The organism is Pseudomonas sp. (assembly GCF_049645325.1).
In the GTDB taxonomy this organism is placed as follows: domain Bacteria; phylum Pseudomonadota; class Gammaproteobacteria; order Pseudomonadales; family Pseudomonadaceae; genus Aquipseudomonas.
This window is the reverse complement of the sequence record NZ_JBARTQ010000155.1, coordinates 1-16,431: the sequence shown is the minus strand read 5'-3', so window position 1 is coordinate 16,431 and position 16,431 is coordinate 1. Positions and strand designations below refer to the sequence as shown.

Sequence of the window (16,431 nt, the reverse complement as noted above, 5' to 3'; positions counted from 1 at the left end):
TGAGAAGGGTCCATTTCCTTATGGATGAGGTGTTTTGGGAGTAGGAAAATTCTGAACCGTGAAGTAGCTACAGGGTCAACTGCGACCATCGGTCGCTGCCAAGTCAGCGCGCAAAAAAAACGCCCCAGTGGGGCGTTAAAAATTCATCTCTTTCCAAAGGAGCTACAAAAAAGCTTCAGAGACGAATGTTGCTCGGTGAAATAAGTTGAAACGAGTATAGGAAGTTCAACTTAACGGCAAGGTGGTGCCAATATTACAGTTTTGATAACTGTCTATTTGTGAACAGATGTTAGTTAACGGCAAACGAATGTAAGCGTTCGCCTTGGCAGGTCTTCAGAGTGTTACCAGTGGGTATTCGGCGATCAAGCGAACCTCTTCCAAGTCCGATTCAAATGCACTGGAGCGCACGGTCGCCTGGCGCAGGCGCAACGACAGATCTTTCAGGCTGCCACTCTGCACGACATATTTGGCCTCGATATCACGTTCCCAGCGGCGCTGGTCTGTCAGCGGGTTGCCCGCTGCATCGCGGCGCATATACACCGCGTTGGCCTGGCTGTAATCGGCGCCGGTGCCTTTGCCGTAGCGGGTCATGAACGACAGGCCGGGAATGCCGAACGTCTGCATGTCGAGGTCGTAGCGCACCATCCACGAACGCTCCTTGGGCGAATTGAAGTCGCTGTACTGGATCGAATTGTTGAGGAAGATCGAATCGGATTGGCGCAAGTAGTCGAAATCGTCATCGCCGTTGTTGCGCTGGTGCGACAGGGCCACGCTGTGGGCGCCGACCTTCACCCCGACCCTGGCGCTCCAGATGTTGTTATCGAATTCGCCGAGCAGTTTTTTGCCTTCATCCACGGCTTTGTAATAGTTGAAATCGCCGAACAACGAGACGTCGTCGTTCAGCGGGTAATTGGCGGCGCTGCCGAAATAGTACTGGTCCCAGGCGTCTTTCAGGCGGCTGCTGTAGAGGCTGACACTGAGGTGTTTGTTGAGTTGGTAATCGCCGCCGAAATAGCCGATCCAGGGCGAGTCGACCCTGCCTGCATAAAACGTCGAAAAGCCTTTATTCATGCCGCTTTCGGAGGGCTGGCTCATGCCGCTCAGGCGCCCGCCTTGCAAGCTCAGGCCTTCAAGGCTGGTGTTTTGCGCAGTGACGCCGCGAAAGCTTTCCGGCAGCAAGCGCGAGTCGCCGGCCGCCACTACCGGCGTGGCGGGGAACACGTCGCCGGCCTTGATCACGGTGTCCAGCACGCGCAATTTCGCCGCGCCGCCGAATTTGCTGTAGCTGGTTTCGGGGTGGTTGTCGCTGTCCACCGGCAGTACGCCGAACGAGCCCTTGCCGCCGCTGCGGCCGGTGCCCGAGTCGAGTTTCAGGCCGTACATGGCAAACGCGTCCAGGCCAAAGCCCACGGTGCCTTGCGTAAAGCCGGACTCGAACTTGCCGATCAACCCCTGTGCCCAGGCTTCGGAATAGCCATTGCCAGTGGGGCTGGACTGGCCTTTGCGATCGTCGCGATTGAAGTAAAAGTTGCGCGCCAGCACGTTTACGCTGCTGCCTTCGATGAAACCTTCAGGCTTTTCTTCTGCGGCGATGGCTGCCAGCGGCAGTGCGGCGATCAGTGAAAAGGGAAGGGTGTAAAAACGCATACGCATGTTTCGCTCCTTGGTCATGGCAGTGTTCAGCTTCTTATAGAGGTGGGCGTTCTTATTGATCTGGCCCGGGCTGATAGTTGCAAACGACGGATAACGGCGAAGTTGCGCAAACATTACAATTCTGGAAACTCACGGCCACCTAACAAATAAGTAATGTTTTAGCGAACATTGCGTCAGGGTTCGCTCGTTAGTCTCGGCACTTAACTTTTAAGTCGAGGAACGTGAGATGAACTTTTACAAAATAGCGGTGTGTGTATTCGTGGCAAGCCTTTCGTTTGGCGCGTTGGCCGAAGGCGGAGGGGATCGCACCTTTGCCCTGATGATGGAACGCAATGAGAAGGCCATGGCCGATTACGCGGTCAAAACCGGCAAGCCGGCGCCGCAGGTGCAGGCTTATCGCTATGGCATGAAGCTGGACATCGCCAAGGTGGTCAACGTCACACCGCCGATCCGCTCGTGCAACCCGGTGCCTTCGCGCATGACCTATGAGGACTCCCGCGGCACGCTCAATACCCTTGAGTATCAAGTGATGGGCGTGTGCCGAAACAATGGCGGTTGATGGATCCAAAAAAACAGTTGGGCGCGGCGAACAAAAGCGCTTCAGAAAACCCCGGCAGCGCCGATGCAGGTCAGATCTCTCTCCTAATCTGACCATCGGTGCCCCATGTTCAACACCCGTTTGAAGCAGGAGCTGTCGGCTCTTCGCGAAGAGTTGTCCAGCTTGCAACAGGTCAAGGAGAGCCTGGAAAGTGAAATGCTGTGCCTGACGCTGGACGCTGAAGGCCGGGTGGAATGGGCGAATGCCAACTTCCTGCAGGAACTCGCCTATCAGGCGACATCCCTCGTGGGGCGCCACATTGATGAACTGGTGCCGGCTCATCTGCGCCAGGACGAGTTCCAGCAGCGCTTCAAGCACGCCTTGGTGCGTGGCGAACACTTCGCGGGCACCGTGCGTCTGATGCGAGGTAATGGCAATGAAGCGTGGTTGCGCTCGATTGTGCAGCCGGTGCGCAGTTCAGATGGGCGTATCAAACACTTTTCGATCTACTCCAGCGACCTCACCCGTACCATTGAGGCGTCGCGCGAGCATGAAAACCTGATCACCGCGCTGGTGCGTTCCACGGCCGTCATCGAGTTCGACCTCAGCGGGCATGTGCTCACCGCGAACGACCGGTTTCTCGGCGGCATGGGCTACAGCCTGGCGCAGATCCAGGGCAAACATCACCGTATGTTCTGCGAGCCGGAGGAGTACAACAGCGCCGAGTACCAGCAGTTCTGGAAGCGTCTGAACGCCGGTGAATTTGTTGCGGCGCGCTTCAAGCGTGTCGACAGCCACGGCCGCGTGGTCTGGCTGGAAGCGACCTACAACCCGGTGCTGGATGCGACGGACCGGTTGTACAAAGTGGTCAAGTTCGCCACGGTGATCACCGACCAGGTCAGCCGGGAACAGGCGGTGGCCGAGGCCGCCAACATCGCCTACAGCACCTCGTTGCAAACCGACAGCAGTGCCCAGCGCGGCACTACCGTGGTGACCCAGGCGGTGGACGTGATGCGGGATCTGGCCAAGCACATGCAGCAGGCCGGTGAAGGCATTGAGGCGCTGAATGCTCAGTCCCAAGTGATCGGCACCATCGTCAAGACCATCAGCGGGATTGCCGAGCAGACCAATTTGCTGGCGCTCAACGCGGCCATTGAAGCCGCGCGTGCCGGTGAACAGGGCCGTGGTTTTGCCGTGGTGGCCGACGAGGTTCGCCAATTGGCGTCGCGCACCAGCAAAGCCACCGAGGAAATTGTCGGTGTGGTGCGCCAGAACCAGGACATGGCGCGCGATGCGGTGACGTTGATGACCGATGGCCGCTTGCAAGCCGAGCAAGGCCTGGCCCTGGCGGCCGAAGCAGGGACGGTGATCGTGGAGATCCAGGACGGCGCGCAGAAAGTGGTCAGCGCGGTCGGGCAGTTCGCCAATCAGCTGTCGAGCTGATCCCGTCGGGCTCATGCTTGAGGTATCGTAGGTTTTTTCTTGCGTGAAGAGCCGATACTCCATGAGCCCTACCCACCGTCGCCCCGTGCCGCTGTCCAAAGCCTACCGTTTGCTTAACCACGGGCCGACCGTGTTGGTGAGTGCCGCGCACAACGGCCAGCGCAATATCATGGCGGCCGCTTGGGCCATGCCGCTGGATTTCGAGCCGCCGAAAGTCGCTGTGGTGCTGGACAAGGCCACCTGGACCCGCCAACTGCTGGAAGGCGCCGGCACTTTTGTACTCCAGGTGCCGTGCGTGGCGCAGGCCGACCTCGTGCAAACGGTGGGCAACACCACCGGCTCCGACACCGACAAATTCGCCACCTATGGCCTGCAAACGTTCATCGGCGAACACACCGAAGCGCCGTTGCTGGAAGGCTGCGTGGCGTGGCTGGAGTGTCGCTTGCTGCCTGAGCCGCACACCCAAAACGCCTACGATTTATTCCTCGGTGAGGTCGTGGCGGCGTATGCCGACGCGCGCGTGTTCAGCGAAGGGCACTGGCACTTCGAAGGCCATGATGCGCTGCGTACCCTGCACCACGTGGCGGGTGGGAATTTCCTGACCATCGGCCAGCCGGTTGTCGGGCGCCAGCTGTAAGCCTTACCAGCGTGCGTTTGCCAGGGCTTCGGCAAACGCTATCAATTTTGGCGAGTACTGGCGCGACTGCGGATAGACCAGCGAGATCGCCCGACTGCGCCCGGCATAGTGCTCCAACACCGGCACCAGTCGCCCGGCTTCCAAATCGTCGCGCACAGCAAAATCCATCACCTGGGCGATGCCGAAACCGCCCACCGCGCCGTCTACCAGTGCATCGCCGATGTCGAAAATCAACCGGCCTTCAACGCTCACGTCCTGCACCTTGCCATCGAGCATGAACTGCCAATCCACCATGCGGCCGCTGCGCAAATTACGCACGGTAAGGCAGTGATGGTCGTTGAGTGCCTCGACGCTTTGCGGGGTGCCGAAACGCGCGAGGTAGGCGGGGGAGGCGACGGTCACCCAGCGCAGCGGCGCCAAGGTGCGGGCGATCAGGCGTTGGTCCTGGAGGTCGCCGGTGCGCAGCAGTGCGTCGAAACCTTCATCGACGATATCCACCAGACGGTCGGTCATCACCGCTTCGATGCGCAATTCGGGGTAGCGCAACGTCAGCTCGCCGATCACCGGCATCACCACCTTGCGGCCGAACAGCGAGGGCGTGCTGATCTTCAATAGGCCGGAAGGGCTGCTGCGTCGGTCGAGCATCAACTTTTCGGTTTCGGCCAATTCCGCCAGCAGCGGCGCGCTGCGTTCGTACAACAGTTGCCCGTCGGGCGTGAGGCTTACGCTGCGGGTATTGCGCTGCAACAGGCGCACGCCCAGTTCGCTTTCCAGGCGCGAAATAGCGCGCGAAAGGCCTGACTGTGTCAGCCCCAGGTCGCCCGCAGCGCGAGTAAAACTGCGCGTTTCAGCCACACGAACCAACAAGCGAACAGCGTTCAGATCCATGATTAAAGTCATTACTGAAAGAGTGATAGCGCTATTTATCATCTGTTCAGCATAAAAGACACTGGCCGCACTTCATTTTTGGACAGGACGCTGCGATGTCTCCCTCTCGACCTTCAGGCTGGATGCTTGTACTGCTGGCCACCGCACAACTGATCATCGCTCTGGATGCCACCATTGTGTTTGTGGCCTTGCCGCAAATCGGCGCGCACCTGGATTTTTCCGCCCAGCAATTGCAGTGGGTGGTGAGTGCCTACAGCGTGGCGTTTGGCGGCTTTCTGCTATTGGGTGGCAGGGCGACGGATTTGCTTGGCAAGCGCCGTTTATATCGACTGGGTCAGTCACTGTATGCGTTGGCGTCATTGGCCGCCGTGCTCGGTGGCAGCGCGGTGTTGCTGGTGCTGGCGCGAGCGGTACAAGGCGTCGGCGGGGCGTTGTTGTTTCCGGCGACGCTGGCGTTGATCAACACGCACTATGCTCAGGGCCCGGCGCGCAACCGGGCGTTTGCGGTGTGGAGTGCAGCCTCGGCGGCAGGGTTGGCGCTCGGGGCATTGCTCGGCGGCGTGCTGACCCAGGCCTGGGGTTGGGAGGCGGTGTTTCTGGTGAACGTGCCGTTGGCCGGCGGCTGTGCGTGGGCGGCGCGTTACTGGATTCCCGCCGATGGTGAACGTGTGCGGGGGCGCAAGTTTGATATCGGTGGTGCGTTGACCGTGACTGTCGGCGGTACCTTGCTGGTGTTTTCTTTGGTGCAAGGCCCGGAATGGGGCTGGGCGGCGCCCTCGACGCTGGGGTGTATTGCATTGGCGGTGGCCCTGCTCGGGTTGTTCGCCTGGATCGAACATCGCGGTCGCGACCCGCTGATGCCGCTGCGCCTGTTCGCCTACCCCGAGTTGCGCATGGCCATGGTGCTGACGGCGGTGTTCATGAGCAGCTTCGGCGTGCAGTACTACTTCCTGGCGCTGTATTACCAGCAGGTCTATGGCTACAGCGTGCTGCAGGCCGGGTTGGCGTTTTTGCCGGCGACGCTGGTGTGCACATTCGGTATCTGGCTGGCGGAGCATTCGTTGGCTAGAGTTGGTTTGCGCAACACCTTGGTCGTCGGCCAACTGGCGGGTGCGGTGGGTGTCGCACTGGTGTGTTGGGCGCTGCCGACAGGCGTGGGTTTTTGGTCGCTGCTGCCGGGGATTTTTATCTTGAGTGTCGGCCAGGGCATGACGTGGACGGCTATGTGGGTGGCAGCCGGCTTGGGCATTCGGCCGGGCGAGCAGGGCGTGGCGGCGGGCATGGCGTCTACCAGCCAGCAGATTGGCGGGGCACTGGGTTTGGCGGTGCTGGTGTCGGTGGCCAATGCCGGCGGGATCGAGCTGGCATTGTGGTGGAGTGCGGCGATTGCGTTGGCGGGCGCTGTGTTGGCGGTGCGTCTCAAAGTGAGGGCTTTCGAATCGGGCTCGGTAGTGGAAACTGCATAGATCAATTGTGGGTGCCGGGCTTGCCCGCGTTACAGGCGCGTCGGTCTATCAGTGGCGCCGTGGCGATGCGATCGCAGGCAAGCCAGCTCCTACAGACAGTCACATTTTTTGAGCATGTTTCAACGGGGCATTCAGCGCCCGAGCATCTTCACCCAACGCGACGGCGGCATGCCGTAGGTGCTGCGAAATTGCCGGGTCATATGGCTCTGATCGGTGAAGCCTGCGGTCATCGCCGCGTCCACCAGCGACTGGCCTTGAACGAGCAGGCCACGCACAAGGTCCAGTCGGCGCATGGTCAGGTAGCGGTAGGGGCTGGTGCCGAACAACAAGCGAAAGTCCCGCGATAACGCCCAGCGATCACGGCCGCAGTGGTCGGCGATTTCATCCAGGGTAATGCTGCGGCCCAAGGCGCTGTGGATAAATTCCCGGGCGCGCTCGGCGGCCACGTAATCGAAAGACTTGCGGCTGATGATCGCCCCCGATGCCGCGTTCAGCGCCTGCGCCAGGTCGAACATCGCGTCCTGCTCCAGCAGCGGGTCGATCGGGCAGTCCAGGCTTTGCAGCAGCACTTCACTGGCGCGAAACAGCCGCGGGTCGGTGGACAAACCCTTGGGAACAAAGGGTAACGGCCTGCCGCCGAGTATTTGTTGAATCAGCGCAGGCTCCACATAAATCATCCGGTATTTGAAACCTTCCACGCTGCTGGCGCGGCCATCATGGGTTTCGTCGGGGTGAATCACCATGGTCGTACCGGGCAGGCTGTGGGTCATGCAGCCGCGGTAGTGATAACTCTGCACACCGAACAACGTACGCCCGATGGCGTAGGTGTCATGGCGATGCGGGTCGAAGGCGAAGCCGGCGAAGTACGCCTCGATACGGTCCAGGCCGCTGGCGTGCGGAGCGCGGTGCAGCCAGTCGAGGGTGGAGGTTGAATTGCCCATGGTGGCTTGTCACAAATAGAGGTGGAAACACGTTAACCCAGTCTCGCGTGTGTTGTCTGGTGAGGTCTTGAACGATTGTGCAGTTTTTTCGACCTCGCTGACGCACGTATACGAAGAGTGAGTATTGTTTTTTAATAATTTATTATTGTTTTACGATAATTTATCCGCTATTTTGCCTCGACATTCATCTACGAGGTCATTCAATGAACAACCAACGTCTTGCCCTGCTCAGCCAGCGCATGTCGGTGATCACACTGGTGTTGATCGTCAGCATGTTGATGCTCAATGCCGCCGTGTGGCTGTTTCCGGTGTTGAGTTCATCGACCGACGGGCTTGGGCTGGGCTTCGCGTTGAGTGATCGCCTGATCCAGGGCCGTGCCGAGCAAGTCGCCCTGTTTGTGTGGTGGCAGAGCCTGGGTGGCATCGTGCTTTCCAGCATTCCCTTGCTGGCGCTGGCGTGCGGTTTGAATCATCTGCGCAAGCTGTTCCAGAACTACGCGCGCGGCGAGTACTTTTCCCGCGCCGCGGCAGCGCACCTGGGCAAGGTCGGCAAAGCCGTGGCGATTTGGGTCTTGCTGGACTTTTTATGCGAGCCATTGCTCAGCGTCTGGGTGACAATGAACGAGCCGGTCGGTCAGCGAATGATCAGCCTGAGCGTGACCGCACCCAGCTTTGTGGCACTGTTTTTGGCGGCCTGTATCGCGGTAATCGCGCGTATCCTGTGGCAAGCCAGTGAAGTCGATTCTGAAAACCGTACGTTTGTTTGAGATTGAAATGCCCATTGTGATTGAGCTCGACGTCATGCTTGCCCGGCGCAAGGTCAAATCCAAAGACCTGGCGGCCGCCATCGGGATTACCGAACAGAACCTGTCACTGCTTAAGCAAGGCAAGGTCAAGGGGATACGGTTGGGCACGCTGGATGCTATCTGTGCGTACCTGGACTGCCAGCCCGGTGACCTGCTGGTGCACATACCCGCGCCTGAAACTGCGCAGTAGCGGTTAATCAACCCTGCGAAGAAGGATCATCCGATGCTGTTCTCCGACCTGCCATACGCCGCACCCCTGTTATCGCTGGCGTTGCTCTGGACTGTCGCCGTGGTGATGCCCGGGCCGAACTTCTTCAACACTGCGCAACTGGCGGCCAGCTGTTCACGCCGTCACGGTGTGGCGGCGTCCGCCGGTGTCGCCACGGGTACGGTAATGTGGGGGTTGGCGGGCGGCCTGGGCATCAAGTCGTTGTTCACCGCCGCCCCCATGCTCTACATGGCGTTCAAAATCATCGGTGGCTGCTACCTGATTTACCTGGGGCTGAAGCTGTTCAAGCGCTCGGCCCCCTCCATGAGCCAGGCAATGTTGCCCGATGAACCGCAGCGCTCGCTGTTTTCCGCTTGGCGCCTGGGCTTGTTGGGCAACCTGTCCAACCCCAAGTCCGCACTGTTCGTCGCCACCATCTTTGCCTCAACCATGCCACCCTCGCCGTCGCCGATGCTGTTGACCCTGGCGGTGATCATCATGGCCACCTTGTCATTCAGCTGGTATTCCAGCGTCGCCCTGGTGTTTTCCAGCGAGCGCATGGCCAACCTCTACAGCCGTTCGCGCAAATGGCTCGACCGGTTTGCCGGTGGTTGCTACGTGCTCTTCGGCGCACATCTGGTAGCGAATCGCTGACGGCTCATGGTAAGAAGCCTTACTTTCAAATGTGAGGCCGGGTCATGAGCAAGGTGCGGGTAGGTATTATTTTTGGTGGCCGTTCGGCCGAGCACGAAGTCTCGCTGCAATCGGCGCGCAATATCGTCGATGCGCTGGACCGTTCGCGCTTCGAGCCTGTCCTGATCGGCATCGACAAGGCTGGCCACTGGCACCTCAACGACACGTCGAACTTTCTGATTAATTCGGAAAACCCGGCCTTGATCGCTCTCAACCAATCCAACCGCGAGCTGGCGGTGGTGCCGGGCAAGGCCAACCGGCAGGTCGTCGAGACCTCGGGCCAGGGCCTGCTGGAACACATCGACGTTATCTTCCCTATCGTGCACGGTACCCTCGGCGAAGACGGCTGCCTGCAAGGTCTTCTGCGCATGGCTGATTTGCCGTTTGTCGGCTCCGACGTGCTTGGCTCGGCAGTGTGCATGGACAAAGACATCAGCAAACGCCTGCTGCGCGATGCCGGCATTGCCGTCACCCCGTTCATCACCCTGACGCGTGGCAACGCGGCACGCACTTCGTTCGAGACGGCGGTGAGCAAATTGGGCCTGCCAATGTTCGTCAAACCTGCCAACCAGGGTTCTTCGGTGGGCGTGAGCAAAGTCGCCGACGAAGCCGAGTACCACGCTGCCGTCGAACTGGCCCTGGGTTTTGACGAGAAAGTGCTGGTGGAATCCGCCGTCAGGGGCCGCGAAATCGAATGCGCCGTGTTGGGCAACGACAACCCCATCGCCAGCGGTTGCGGCGAGATCGTGGTGAGCAACGGCTTCTACTCTTACGACAGCAAATACATCGACGACCAGGCAGCCCAAGTGGTGGTGCCGGCGCATATCAGTGAGGAGGCGAGCGAGCGCATTCGTCGCCTGGCTATCGAAGCGTTCGAGACACTCGGCTGCGCCGGGCTGGCGCGGGTGGATGTGTTTCTCACCGATGACGGCGAGGTACTGATCAACGAAATCAACTCACTGCCGGGCTTTACCCGCATCAGCATGTACCCCAAGTTGTGGCAGGCGGCGGGGATGAGCTACAGCGAACTGGTGAGCCGCTTGATCGAGCTGGCACTGGAGCGGCATGCGGGGCGCAGGGGGTTGAGGATCAGCCGATAATCTTCGGCCAGCGGACCAGTAACGCCATCAGGCGTTACTGAGTACTTCGCGAAAGACGTCTGGTCTTATGGCCGCAATGTGCAGCAGTGAACGTGCTGCGCCGGAGGGCGCGCGACGCCCTTGCTCCCATTCTTGAAGCGTCCTCACCGAAACCCCTAAAAGCTCGGCAAATTTTGGCTGTGACAATCCTGTCTTGCTTCTTGCTTCGGCCGCTTGAGTGATTTCAGCCTGTGCCACAGCGCCGTAACGTCCGGCTTTCACATCTTGGACGGCCGCCAGTAATTCTTCGCCGATATTGCGTTTGGCGTCACGCTCTCTCAGCTGTTTTTCAGTGAGTGGCATGGTTCATCTCCTTCGCGATTTTGTACAGGATATGCGCTGGAATGGTGTCGCTAGCACCCTTGCCGTAAATCAGTAGCATTACTAACGCCCCACATGCCAGTTGTGTGGTGTAAATGATTCGTACCGCTCCACTTTTGCCCTGCCCCTGAAGGCTCCAGCGTACTTTTCTGCAGCCCCCCGACCCACGTACAACTGTCCCGGCGTCGGGGTGGCTGGCAAGAAATGCCATGAAAATACCTTTTTCATCTTCGGTCCAATAATCAGGCCACAGCCTGTTGAACAAGGGCGATTCGATGATCGTTAACACGGGAAATTCTACGTCTTTGACGTAGCCTCTGGCAAGGAAGGGCTAGCCAAAAAATCGCAGGAGAAGAAGCGCTACTCAAGGCGCCTTTAATCACAAAACATGACATGGCACTTTGCGTACTTACGGTACGAAGAGGATCTTAGAGGATATCGAGTAGGGTATTTCTCACGGTTTTGTACGAACAATCCACGAGTACAACAACGTCTTCGGCTCCTGCGGGTGATGCGTTCTTCGGCGGTAGCTGGCAAACCGTGGCGACGTGCAGTACGTGCAAACGTCGCTGACGTTGATGTGCTCGCGCTTGACCCCCGCCGCCTGCAAGAGCATCAGCCCATACGCGCTCAAATCAAACCACGCACTGCCTGCTTGTCGGGCCTGCGGCGGTGCAATCTGCGGTGTCAGCAACGGAGCCGGTTGCGTGTCATGCCAGAGGTGCGCGTGTTCCGCCTGGAACTGCCCGATAAACTCCGCGCTCACCTCGTAACAGCACGGTTTGATCGACGGCCCGATCGCCACTTGCAACTGGTCTACGGTAATCCCTTCGTCGGCAAAGCGCTGGATGGCGTTGGCGATAATCCCGGCGTGCAGCCCCTTCCAACCGCCATGCACGGCCGCCACGGTTGCAGCGTTTTTCGCAGCAATAAGAATCGGCAGGCAATCGGCGGTAATCACCGCGATTGGCTGATGCTCGTGAGTGAATACGCCATCGGCCTCGATCGTATTGGCCTGCTGTCCCGCCTGCCATTCGATCACCGACGCACTGTGCACCTGCTTGCAGATGAACACGTCCTCCGGGCGCAGCGGGTCATTGATCGAACAAAAGCCATGGTCGACGCCCTGGATGGCGCCGAGATTGTCTGCCTGTTGCACGCTGTTTTCTCCGTTAGTCAAAGGCTCAGTCGCCGACGGCTTCGCCTTCACGCCGAGGGTCGGCGCCGCCACTGAGCGACGCCTTGCCCTGGGCATCCCGCGTACGCACGATGGCCTGGATGCCGCTGGTCATGTCGATCTCGCTCAATGTGTGGCCTTTGTCTTTAAGTGCCTGCTTCAACGCGGGGCTGAACAAACCCGCCTCCAGCTCGGTAGCGCCATTGCGGCTGCCGAAGTTGGGCAGGCTGATGGCGGCTTGCGGGTCGAGTTTCCAGTCCAGCATCGCCACCAGGGATTTGCTCACGTACTCGATGATTTGCGACCCTCCCGGCGAACCCACTGTGGCCAGCAGCTCGCCGGTTTTGCGGTCGAACACCAGGGTCGGTGCCATGGCCGAGCGTGGGCGTTTGCCGGGCTCGACGCGGTTGGCCACGGGCTGGCCGTGTTCTTCGGGGATGAACGAAAAGTCGGTCATCTGGTTGTTCAGCAAAAAGCCCTGAACCATCAAGTGGGAGCCGAAAGCCGCCTCCACCGTGGTGGTCATCGATACGGCGCCGCCGAGGTCATCCACCGCCACCACTTGTGAGGTGGAGATGCGCAGTGGCGAACGGTCCGGCGCGTAGGCCACTTGAATGCCTGCCGGTTGGCCCGGCTTGGCGATGCCCATGCTGCGCTCGCCGATCAGCGTGGCGCGTTTGGCGAGGTAGTCCGGAGCGACGAGGCCGGCGACCGGCACGGGTACGAAGTCGGCGTCCGCCACGTACAGCCCACGGTCAGCAAAGGCCAGGCGGCCCGCTTCGGCCAGCAGGTGCACGGCTTCAGGGGTGGGCTCAAGGCCGGCAGGTGATGCGCTTTTCACCGGTGTCATCGGCGCAATGGCCAGGCGCGGGTCGCGGATTTCCAGCGCTTGCAAGGTGCCCAGGATCTGGGCCACGGCAATCCCGCCCGACGACGGCGGCGGCATGCCGCACACTTTCCACTGTTTGTAGTCGGTGCACAGCGGCATGCGTTCCTTGGCGGCGTAACCCTTGAGGTCCGACTGCGACAGGCTGCCCGCATTGCGGTTGCCCTGGACCTTGCGCGCGATCTCATCGGCGATCGGCCCGTGGTACAGCGCGTCCGGCCCTTCCTTGGCGATGCGTTTGAACACGGCGGCCAGCGCCGGGTTCTTTAACAGCGTGCCGGTGGCTTTAGGCGTGCCGTCGGCATTTAGGAAGTAGGCCGCCATGTCGGGTGATTGCGGGATAAAACGGTCGGCGGCGATCAGCGCGTGCAAGCGTGGGGAAATCGCGAAGCCTTGCTCGGACAAGCGAATGGCAGGCTCAAACAGCGTGGCCCATTGCAGGTGGCCGGTCTGCTTGTGTGCCATCTCCAGCGCGCGCAATACCCCGGGCGTGCCGACCGAGCGGCCGCCAATCTGCGCGTCGGAAAAAGCCATCGGCGTGCCGTCCGGGTTCAGGAACAACCGCTCCGTTGCCCCGGCCGGCGCCGTTTCGCGGCCGTCGTAGGCGTGCACGTTTTTTCCATCCCAGAGCATGATGAACGCGCCGCCGCCGATGCCGGATGACTGCGGCTCCACCAGGGTCAATACAGCCTGCATTGCAATCGCGGCATCAATCGCCGAGCCGCCCTGGCGCAACATTTCGCGCCCGGCTTCGGCGGCCAGTGGGTTGGCGACGGCGGCCATATGGCGCTCGGCGTGGCGGGTGGTGAGGTCGGCGCGATAACCCGAGCCCACCTCCGGTGCCGGGGGCTGCTCGTTGACGGGGGTGTGACAGCCGGCCAGGGCGAGGGCGGCAGCAATCATCGACAGTTGACGGCGGGAAATTGAAAACACGCGCTGAACTCCGTTCATTGTGAGAATGATCTGTTGTCCTGGGTGAATGCTTTTTACAGGTAAATCGTGCCTTGCAGATAGAGCACTGCGTGGCCGGAGATGATCACGCGGTCACCCTTGAGCTCGCAGCGCAACTGCCCACGGCGCTTGCCGCCTTGCTCGGCGGTCAGTTGCAACTTGCCCAGGCGCTCGGCCCAAAAAGGTGTCAGCGAGGTGTGGGCGGAGCCGGTGACCGGGTCTTCATTGACGCCCACATTCGGCCCGAACCAACGTGTCACAAAATCAAACCGCGTGCTTTTCGCCGTCACCGCGATGCCGCGTTTGGGCAGACCCTTGAGGCGGGCGAAGTCGGGTGTCAGGGCGGCGATCTGGGCTTCGTCCTCCACCAGCACGATGTAGTCGTCGGTGGCAAACACCTCGGCGTGTTCGATGCCGAGTGCGCTCAACAGGCCGCTGGGGGGTTCGCAGCGCACGGGCTGCTTGGCCGGGAAATCCATCGCCAGTTCGTCGCCGTGGCGCGTCACCCGAAGCTCGCCGCTGCGAGTCGCAAAGCGCAACACGTCAGGCGCCCCCGTCAACTTGTGAATCAACACCCACGCCGCCGCCAGGGTGGCATGGCCGCACAGGTCCACTTCGACTTCCGGCGTAAACCAGCGCAGTTCATACACGTCGCCACGCGGCACGAAGTACGCGGTTTCCGAGAGGTTGTTTTCAGCGGCGATGGCTTGCAGCTGCTCATCGGTCAGCCACTCGGTGAGCGGGCAGACCGCCGCCGGGTTGCCGCCGAAGGCGTGTTGGCTGAACGCGTCGACTTGGTAGATATCCAGTTTCACCGTGAGGCACTCCGTGTGGGGGAGGCTGGACACTAACAGCGGCTTCGGTGGACCGTCAAAGTACAGATGACGGCTTTTTTTGCGCGCATGAGCGCGGGTGTGTTCAGCCCAGGCGCAACACCATCGCCCCGGCGGCGATGACGCACGCGGCGACAATACGTATCCGCGTCAGCTGTTCTTTGAGCACTGACGCCGAGATCACCACGCCGAACAAAATTGATGTTTCCCTGAGCGCAGACACCGTGGCGATGGGCGCTGATGTCATTGCCCAGAGTGCCAGCCCGTAGGACGCCACCGTGCCAAAACCTCCGATGATCCCGGGGCGCCAGTAACGGCCCACGTAACGGCAGAACTCGCCTCGCCGCGTCGCCAGCGCCCAGGCGGCCAGCGGGATGCCGGTGAGCAGGAAAATCCACAGCGTGTAGGCCGCCGGCGCGCCGGATTTGCGCACACCCACGCCATCGATAAGGGTGTAGCCCGCGATCACCCCCGCGTTGATCAAGGCCAGGACCAGCCCTTTTCGCTGCCCGGCCGAAGGGGCGACCGCCATGCTCAAGATGCCGAGGGAGATCACTGCAATGCCCAGCCAGGCGAACACCGACAAGGTTTCAGAGAGCGCGAACACGCTCACCGTCGCCACCAGCAACGGCGCGGTCCCGCGCATGATCGGGTAGGTCTGGCTCATGTCGGCAATGCGATAGGTCGAGGCCACGAGCACAAAATACACCACCTGGAACACCACGGAAGCGCCGATGAATGGCCAGCTCTCTTTTGCCGGCAGCGGCAGAAATGGAACGGCCACCAACGCGATCAACGAGGCGCTGGCGGCGATCATGCAGGTGGTCAACAGTGTGTCGACGCCGCCTTTGACCACCGCATTCCAGGTGGCGTGCAGCAGTGCGCCAAACAGGATGATGGCAAAGACGTCGACGCTCATGAGTCAGGCTTTCCTGCGTTGATCAACGAGGTCAGCACATGGTCAGCCCACGTGCCGTTGATCATGAGGTAGGCCCGTGCTTCCCCTTCGCGTTCAAACCCCAGTCGTTTCAGCAGCCGCTCACTGCGCGTATTTTCCGGCCGGTAGTTGGCCATGATGCGATGCAGTTTCAGGGTGCCGAACACATGGGCAATTGCGGCTTGCAGCGCTTCGCACATCAAGCCTTGGCCCTGAGCCGATTCGTCGAGGGCATACCCGAGGTGGCAGGCCTGGAATGCGCCGCGCACGATGTGGGTGAAGTTGCAGGTGCCAATGACATCGCCGTCGCGCAGTATCAACAGATGCAAGGCCTCACCGCTGGCGGTTTTCTCGGCCATAGTGTTGAGGCGTTGGGTGATGGCGCCGGGTTCGAAGAAGTCGTCTTCGCGCAAGGGTTCCCAGGGTTGCAGGTAGGTACGGTTTGCCACCAGGTAAGTGTGCAGCGCGCGGCTGTGGGCGGGGTGAGCGGCTTGAAGTGTCAGCCGTTCGGTGGTGATGCCGTGGGCGGGGAAATGAGGGTTCACGTATCGCCTCCTGGTGGATGGGGGCGAGTATGCCTCAGGGGCTTTTCTTGAGGCATAAAAAAACGGCCTACCTTTCGGTAAGCCGTTTTTAGTACTTGGTGGCTACACAGGGACTTGAACCCCGGACCCCAGCATTATGAATGCTATGCTCTAACCAACTGAGCTATGTAGCCAAGTGGCGCGCATTATTCGCGTAGAACGGGAATGCGTCAAGCACTTTTGTTGAAAATTTTTCTACGCTTTCAACCGTTTAACCGAAACCAGGCGAAACGGCGACGAGTGGCGCGCCGAGCGCAGCTGTTTCAGCAATGAAGATCTAATGTGGGAGCGGGCTTGCTCGCGAATGCGGTGTATCAGTCAATACAAGTG

General features: G+C 60.4%; 18 protein-coding genes, 1 tRNA gene and 1 pseudogene. 9 read left to right on the top strand and 11 right to left on the bottom strand.

Annotated elements, in window-relative coordinates; all coding sequences use genetic code 11:
• Positions 1–333 precede the first annotated feature (333 nt).
• Positions 334–1,653 (bottom strand): OprD family porin, encoded by a 1,320-nt coding sequence (locus WBB95_RS06905; protein ID WP_424486883.1) that lies wholly within the window; start codon positions 1,651–1,653, stop codon positions 334–336.
• A gap of 226 nt (positions 1,654–1,879) precedes the next feature.
• Here WBB95_RS06905 and WBB95_RS06900 point away from each other — a divergent pair, with 226 nt between their 5' ends.
• The 4 genes and pseudogenes from WBB95_RS06900 to WBB95_RS06885 all read left to right on the top strand — a co-directional run bounded on the left by WBB95_RS06900 (position 1,880) and on the right by WBB95_RS06885 (position 4,271).
• On the top strand, positions 1,880–2,212 hold the full coding sequence (locus WBB95_RS06900) for a DUF2790 domain-containing protein (RefSeq protein WP_424486882.1): 333 nt from the start codon (positions 1,880–1,882) through the stop codon (positions 2,210–2,212).
• A 105-nt stretch (positions 2,213–2,317) separates the two neighbouring features.
• Positions 2,318–3,094: pseudogene (locus WBB95_RS06895) on the top strand (PAS domain-containing protein); the annotation flags it as partial.
• Between the two features lie 108 nt (positions 3,095–3,202).
• Complete coding sequence (locus WBB95_RS06890) at positions 3,203–3,634, top strand: methyl-accepting chemotaxis protein (protein ID WP_371920712.1); 432 nt, start codon at positions 3,203–3,205, stop codon at positions 3,632–3,634.
• A 61-nt stretch (positions 3,635–3,695) separates the two neighbouring features.
• Positions 3,696–4,271, top strand: a complete 576-nt coding sequence (locus WBB95_RS06885; RefSeq protein ID WP_424486881.1) for a flavin reductase family protein — start codon at positions 3,696–3,698, stop codon at positions 4,269–4,271.
• Between the two features lie 3 nt (positions 4,272–4,274).
• On the opposite strand, the gene WBB95_RS06880 is transcribed toward WBB95_RS06885, so the two are convergent.
• Entirely contained in the window at positions 4,275–5,159 is an 885-nt protein-coding gene (locus tag WBB95_RS06880; RefSeq protein ID WP_424486880.1) for a LysR family transcriptional regulator, read from the bottom strand.
• Positions 5,160–5,281: 122 nt separating this feature from the next.
• Between WBB95_RS06880 and WBB95_RS06875 the strand changes: the two genes are divergently transcribed.
• The gene (locus tag WBB95_RS06875) at positions 5,282–6,625 is read left to right on the top strand and encodes an MFS transporter (RefSeq protein ID WP_424486905.1); all 1,344 of its coding nucleotides are present in this window, start codon (positions 5,282–5,284) and stop codon (positions 6,623–6,625) included.
• Between the two features lie 131 nt (positions 6,626–6,756).
• Here WBB95_RS06875 and WBB95_RS06870 read toward each other — a convergent pair whose 3' ends face one another.
• A complete protein-coding gene (locus tag WBB95_RS06870; protein ID WP_424486879.1) occupies positions 6,757–7,566 on the bottom strand; it encodes an AraC family transcriptional regulator in 810 nt (269 codons plus the stop codon).
• A gap of 203 nt (positions 7,567–7,769) precedes the next feature.
• Between WBB95_RS06870 and WBB95_RS06865 the strand changes: the two genes are divergently transcribed.
• Genes WBB95_RS06865 through ddlA form a run of 4 tightly spaced genes read left to right on the top strand, consistent with a single transcriptional unit; the run spans position 7,770 to position 10,373 of the window.
• Positions 7,770–8,333 carry a DUF2975 domain-containing protein gene (locus WBB95_RS06865; protein ID WP_424486878.1) on the top strand — a complete coding sequence of 188 codons (564 nt, stop codon included), beginning with the start codon at positions 7,770–7,772 and terminating at the stop codon, positions 8,331–8,333.
• Positions 8,334–8,340: 7 nt separating this feature from the next.
• The gene (locus WBB95_RS06860; RefSeq protein ID WP_424486877.1) at positions 8,341–8,562 is read left to right on the top strand and encodes a helix-turn-helix domain-containing protein; all 222 of its coding nucleotides are present in this window, start codon (positions 8,341–8,343) and stop codon (positions 8,560–8,562) included.
• 33 nt (positions 8,563–8,595) lie between these two features.
• Positions 8,596–9,234 (top strand): LysE family transporter, encoded by a 639-nt coding sequence (locus WBB95_RS06855; RefSeq protein ID WP_424486876.1) that lies wholly within the window; start codon positions 8,596–8,598, stop codon positions 9,232–9,234.
• Positions 9,235–9,278: 44 nt separating this feature from the next.
• Entirely contained in the window at positions 9,279–10,373 is a 1,095-nt protein-coding gene (gene ddlA, locus WBB95_RS06850) for a D-alanine--D-alanine ligase (protein WP_424486875.1), read from the top strand.
• A gap of 27 nt (positions 10,374–10,400) precedes the next feature.
• Here the strand turns inward: ddlA and WBB95_RS06845 are convergent, their stop codons facing one another.
• From WBB95_RS06845 to WBB95_RS06810, 8 genes are all read right to left on the bottom strand, one after another.
• The gene (locus WBB95_RS06845) at positions 10,401–10,715 is read right to left on the bottom strand and encodes a helix-turn-helix domain-containing protein (RefSeq protein WP_424486874.1); all 315 of its coding nucleotides are present in this window, start codon (positions 10,713–10,715) and stop codon (positions 10,401–10,403) included.
• Positions 10,702–11,022 carry a transcriptional regulator gene (locus WBB95_RS06840; protein ID WP_424486873.1) on the bottom strand — a complete coding sequence of 107 codons (321 nt, stop codon included), beginning with the start codon at positions 11,020–11,022 and terminating at the stop codon, positions 10,702–10,704. The genes WBB95_RS06845 and WBB95_RS06840 overlap by 14 nt, the downstream gene beginning before the upstream one ends.
• 165 nt (positions 11,023–11,187) lie before the next feature.
• Positions 11,188–11,892, bottom strand: a complete 705-nt coding sequence (gene pgeF, locus WBB95_RS06835; protein ID WP_424486904.1) for a peptidoglycan editing factor PgeF — start codon at positions 11,890–11,892, stop codon at positions 11,188–11,190.
• 25 nt (positions 11,893–11,917) lie between these two features.
• Entirely contained in the window at positions 11,918–13,747 is a 1,830-nt protein-coding gene (ggt, locus tag WBB95_RS06830; RefSeq protein ID WP_424486872.1) for a gamma-glutamyltransferase, read from the bottom strand.
• 35 nt (positions 13,748–13,782) lie between these two features.
• The gene (locus WBB95_RS06825) at positions 13,783–14,562 is read right to left on the bottom strand and encodes a PhzF family phenazine biosynthesis protein (RefSeq protein WP_424486871.1); all 780 of its coding nucleotides are present in this window, start codon (positions 14,560–14,562) and stop codon (positions 13,783–13,785) included.
• Positions 14,563–14,665: 103 nt separating this feature from the next.
• On the bottom strand, positions 14,666–15,499 hold the full coding sequence (locus WBB95_RS06820) for an EamA family transporter (RefSeq protein WP_424486870.1): 834 nt from the start codon (positions 15,497–15,499) through the stop codon (positions 14,666–14,668).
• A complete protein-coding gene (locus WBB95_RS06815) occupies positions 15,496–16,062 on the bottom strand; it encodes a GNAT family N-acetyltransferase (protein ID WP_424486869.1) in 567 nt (188 codons plus the stop codon). The genes WBB95_RS06820 and WBB95_RS06815 overlap by 4 nt, the downstream gene beginning before the upstream one ends.
• A 96-nt stretch (positions 16,063–16,158) precedes the next feature.
• Positions 16,159–16,235, bottom strand: a tRNA-Met gene (locus tag WBB95_RS06810).
• Between the last annotated feature and the right edge of the window lie 196 nt (positions 16,236–16,431).